The organism is Nostocoides sp. (genome assembly GCF_035343835.1).
Lineage (GTDB): Bacteria > Actinomycetota > Actinomycetes > Actinomycetales > Dermatophilaceae > Nostocoides_A > Nostocoides_A vanveenii.
The window spans coordinates 1-4919 of the sequence record NZ_DAOQZV010000173.1 but is presented as its reverse complement, the minus strand read 5'-3'; the positions used below and the strand labels follow the sequence as shown (position 1 = coordinate 4919).

Annotated in this window: 2 protein-coding genes and 3 pseudogenes; 3 read left to right on the top strand and 2 right to left on the bottom strand. The window is 67.2% G+C overall.

What is annotated here, in order from left to right:
- The first annotated feature begins 1 nt into the window (after position 1).
- The 3 genes and pseudogenes from PKH97_RS11895 to PKH97_RS11885 all read left to right on the top strand — a co-directional run bounded on the left by PKH97_RS11895 (position 2) and on the right by PKH97_RS11885 (position 2903).
- Positions 2-828 (top strand): annotated as a pseudogene (locus tag PKH97_RS11895) (sugar ABC transporter permease).
- 44 nt (positions 829-872) lie between these two features.
- A pseudogene (locus PKH97_RS11890) lies at positions 873-1768 on the top strand (carbohydrate ABC transporter permease).
- Positions 1769-1823: 55 nt separating this feature from the next.
- Positions 1824-2903 (top strand): LacI family DNA-binding transcriptional regulator, encoded by a 1080-nt coding sequence (locus PKH97_RS11885; RefSeq protein ID WP_324387675.1) that lies wholly within the window; start codon positions 1824-1826, stop codon positions 2901-2903.
- 33 nt (positions 2904-2936) lie between these two features.
- On the opposite strand, the gene PKH97_RS11880 is transcribed toward PKH97_RS11885, so the two are convergent.
- Positions 2937-4280 carry a GntP family permease gene (locus PKH97_RS11880; protein ID WP_324387673.1) on the bottom strand — a complete coding sequence of 448 codons (1344 nt, stop codon included), beginning with the start codon at positions 4278-4280 and terminating at the stop codon, positions 2937-2939.
- Between the two features lie 99 nt (positions 4281-4379).
- Positions 4380-4919, bottom strand: a pseudogene (locus PKH97_RS11875) (exo-alpha-sialidase); the annotation flags it as partial.

Sequence of the window (4919 nt, the reverse complement as noted above, 5' to 3'; positions counted from 1 at the left end):
CCTGCTCTTCGGCGGCGCCGTGCTGCTGCCGATTCTGCAGTCGGTCTACCTCTCGCTCTTCGAGTGGGACGGCATCACCGATATGCAGTTCGTCGGCCTCGACAACTACGCGCACATGGTAGGCGGTGACCCGACCTTCACCACGGCCTTCGTCAACCAGCTCGTCTATGTCGCGATCTGCCTGATCCTCCAGCTCGGCGGCGCGCTGCTGATCGCCTCGTTGCTGCTGACCATCACCAAGGGCCGAGAGATCCTCAAGGTCCTCTATCTCCTGCCGGCCGTCATCTCCACCGTTGCGATCGGCCTACTCTTCCAACGGATTTACTCCTACGAGCCGACCGGCCTGCTCAACGCATCCTCAAGGGCGTCGGCCTCGGCTCGCTGGCGCGCCCCTGGCTCTCCGATGTCGACACCGTGCTGGCCGCTGTGTCGGTCCCCGAGGGCTGGCGCTTCGTCGGGCTCTACACGATCATCATCTACGCTGCGCTCCTCGCGGTGCCCAAGGAGTTGGAGGAAGCCGCGCGCCTCGACGGGGCCAACGCCTGGCAGGTCTTCGCCAAGATCCGCTTCCCCTACATCCGCCCGGTCTGGATCACCACGACCGTCATGGCGACCACCTTCGCCTTGCGCGGCTTCGACATCCCCTACCTGCTGACAAATGGCGGCCCCGGCCAGTCCTCTGAACTGGTGACGACCTATATGTACAAGACCGCGTTCACCAGCACGAACTACGGCTATGCCAGCGCGATGTCGGTCTTCATCGTCGCCGAGTGCCTGGTCGCCGTCGGCCTGATCTATCTCCTGCTCTACCGGAAGGCCGATCGATGACCATGGCCCCGATCCGCCCCGTCGACACCAGCCTCGCCCGCAGCATGCCCGCTCCCCAGGACCCCGAGACGTATGCCGATGGGCCGGCCCCACGGCATACGGCTCGCACGCGACGACTTCACCTCGGCAAGGCGATTTCGCGCGCCCTGCTCGCAACCCTGGCGATCGTGCAGGTCTACCCGCTGGCGTGGATCTTCCTGACCGCGGTCCGCGACGAGCAGGACTTCGCGCGCAATGGCGCCTTTGGGTTGCCGGAAAGCTTCACGCTCGACAACTTCAGCCGGGCCTTCGCGCAGGGCGACCTGCTGCGCAATATCGTCAATTCCCTTGTGGTGACGCTCGGTTCGGCTGCCCTCATCGTGGTTTGCGGGATGATGGGCGCCTATGCGATCCAGGTGCTGGGCTTCCGCGGCAGCAAGCTGGTGCGCGGGCTGTTCCTGATCGGGATCATCGTCCCGGTGCAGGTGGCCCTGGTGCCGCTCTTCGTCGACTACGCCAAGGTGGGGCTGCTCGACACGCACGCCTCGATGATCATCCCGCTCGCCGGGTTCGCCCTGCCGATGTCGCTCTATCTGTTCATCAGCTTCTTCGAATACATCCCCCGCGAGCTGTATGACGCCGCCTCCATCGACGGGGCCGGCCCGATCGCGATCTTCACCCGGATCACCTTGCCGATGTCGGTCAACACGATCGTGACGGTGGTGATGATCAACGCCATCTTCATCTGGAACGACTTCGTCTTCGGCAACACTTCGTGTTGTCCGAGGACCTCAAGACGGTGCCGCTTGGTCTGCAGAACTACATCGGCGCGATGGGCAAGACGGACTGGACGGCGACCTTCGCCGCGGTCTGTGTGACCGTGACACCCCTCCTGCTGGTCTTCCTCGCGTTGAACAAGGCGATGATGTACGGATTGGAGAGCGGTGCGACGAAGGGCTGACCACGTGAGCGACACACCCGACGGCCGGCTGCCGGGCGGCTCGGGACGGGTGACCATGCGAGAGGTGGCCGCCCTCGCGGGGGTGTCGACCGCCACCGTCTCGCACGTCATCAACGACAAGCAGGGTGTGCGCATCGGCCCCGATGCCCGGCGCCGGGTCCGCGAGGCGGTCGCCGAGCTGGGCTACCGGCCCAACCTGAGCGCCGCGGCGCTGGTCAAGGGCGAGTCGCGGTTCATCGGCCTGCTCGCCGACTCGATCGCGACCACGCCCTTCGCGGGCGCCGTGATCCGGGGCGCTCAGGACGAAGCGTGGCGTCTCGGTTGCAGCCTGCTGATCGCCAACACCGAGGACAACGCCGCGGCCGAGGCACAGGCCTTGGAGATGATGCTCGATCACCAGGTCCAGGGCGTGCTCTATTCGACGTGGTACCACCGTGAGGTGGTCGTCCCAGCCGGGCTGTCCTCGGCGGATCACGTTCTCGTGAACTGCTTTTCATCGACCCCAGGGGTTCGGGCGGTCGTGCCGGACGAGGGGGGTGGCGGGCGCACGGCCACTCGGATCCTGCTCGACGCCGGGCACCGACGGATCGCCTTCCTCAACACGACGACGCCGTCACCTGCGCGCACGGGTCGGCTTGCCGGCTACCGCGAGGCACTCGCGGACGCCGGCGTGGCCTTCGACCCCGCGCTGGTGATCGACACCTCGCCCGAGCAGGAAGGCGGGTATGCCGCGGGGCTGGACCTGCCCGAGTTGGGTGTCACCGGCGTCTTCTGTCACAACGACCGGGTCGCCATGGGTGTCTACGACGCGCTTCGCGATCGCGGCTTGCGCGTCCCCGATGACGTCTCGGTTGTCGGCTTCGACAACCAGGAGGTCATCGCGGCCCACTTGCGGCCGCCGCTGTCGACCGTGGCCCTGCCGCACTACGAATTGGGCGTGCTGGGCGTGCGCCTGCTGATGCGCCTCGGCCCCGCCGAGGGGCCCGACCCGAGCGGTGATGTCCGGGGCGCCGCATCGTCAGCGGGCCCGGTGGCCACGGACCGTGACGGGATCGTCTCGGTGATCTGCCCGGCGGTGCCGCGGTCATCGGTGGCGGCGCCGCCGGCATACGTCCTCGCAGCTGCGCAGCCCTGACCCCCTGGCCCGAGGACGGGCAGGCGAGCCGCGTCAGGAGACGAGAGCCGCCACCACGACCAGTGGCAGCGAGACGAGCGAGGCGATCGAGGTCACCGTGGTCATTGTCTTGAGGCCGCCACGTGTGGACAGGCCGAGCAACGACGTGAACATCCAGAAGAAGTTGCTGTTGACCTGCAGCGCAAACAGCGAACCCGAGGCGATCGCTAGGCCGACGACCACGGGCGCGACGGGGATCGACCCGAGGATGGGCGCGATGATGCCGGCGGCCGTGATGGCGGCGACGGACACCGAACCGATGGCCAGGTGAAGCACCGCGGCGATGAACCAGGCGAGCAACAGGCTCAAGACGATGGGGGCACCGGCGTTCACCGAGAAGAGCCCGCCGAGGAGTTTCGCTAGGCCGGTGGCCTTGATCACCGCACCGAGGGAGCCACCGACACCGGTGACGAGCAGGATCTCGCCGGTGGTGTGCAGCCCGTCGCTGAAGGCATCGGCGCTCGCCGTCGTGCCGACGAAGCGGCGGGCAATGGCATACGCCCCGAGCAGGCCGAGGAAAAGCGCGACATTCGCATTGCCGATGAAGGCGATGAACGCATTCGACTTGCCGGCGAGGTCGGCGAAGGCGCCGAAGGCGATCATCAGCAAGGGCACGATGATCGGAGAGATCGCGAGCAGCAGGGAGGGCCGCCGGGCGCCGTCCCGGACCTCCCCGGCGGCTTCCTCCTCGGCGAGGGCCTCCGACTCCTCTTCGTCCTTGGTCGCGTCCCACCAGCCCAGGGCCAGCATCCGGCGGAAGATCCAGACGGTGATCAGCGCGGTCAACGGGCCGATCACGATGCCGTAGATCAGGTAGGTCCCGAGCGGGACCTTCAGCAGACCGGCAATCGAGATGGCGGCCAGGCCAGGGATGACGAAAACGTAGCCGCAGAAGATGCCGGTCCCGAGGGCGCCGGACAGCCAGGCGAGGCCGTCCTTGCTGATGAACTTCGAGGACGAGCGGGCCACGGGAGCGGCGAGCACAACCTGGACATCGACATAGATCGACGGGGCGATGGTTGCGAGCGCCATCGCGAGGGCATAAGGCAGCCGGTTGGCGGGAACGACCCGCACGAGCGCCTCGACCATCACCTTGAAGGCGCCAACGCGATGCAGCAAGGCGCCCATGAGCACCCCGAAGCCGATCAATAATCCGATCTTGGCCATGATGTCGCCGAAGCCCGAGGTGATGGCGTCGACGGTCTTCTCGAAGCCGATGCCGGATGCCAGGCCCAGATAGAGGCAGCCGAGCACCAGGGCGATGATGGGATCCACTTTGGCCCGGATGATCAACAAGATGATGGCCGCTATGGCGATCGTGGTGTGTAGCGCGATCATCAGAAATCCCCTTCGCGTGCGCCGCCGAGCCTCGGTAGCCACAGTCTGCCGAAGTTGCCCGCGTCACCGCGTCCTCGACGCTCTACCTCTTGGTAAGAATCAGCCCCGGTCCAGCACCTCGACGGCGAGGATCGTCGGGAGGTGCCGGGCGATCTCGGTCCACGTCTGGCCCTCGTCGCGGCTGGCGAAGACCGACCCCGAGTTGGTCCCGAAGTAGACCCCGGCGGGCGTGCGCCTGTCGCCCGCCATCCCCTGCCGCAGCACCGTGAAGAAGCAGGCCTCCTGCGGCAGGCCGGCGCGCTGGTCTTGCCAGGTAGCGCCGCCGTCGACTGAGCGCCAGACCGCCGCGGCCGCGTCGGGCGGGAACCGCCCCGCCGAGTCGCCATTGAGCGGCAGGGTCCAGATCGTCTGCGGATCGCGCGGATGCACCAGGAGTGGGAAACCGAAGGTGGATGGCAGACCGGACCCGATCTCGGTCCACGTCTCGCCCGCGTCGCCGGATCGCCACGTGCCGTAATGGTTTTGCTGATAAAGCGTGCCGTCCGCGGCCCGTTCGATGTGGTGGACGCAGTGCCCGACCTGACCACCGCTCGGCGCCGCCGGGTGCCCCGGATCGCCGTATGCCGTGGGGTCGGCCAG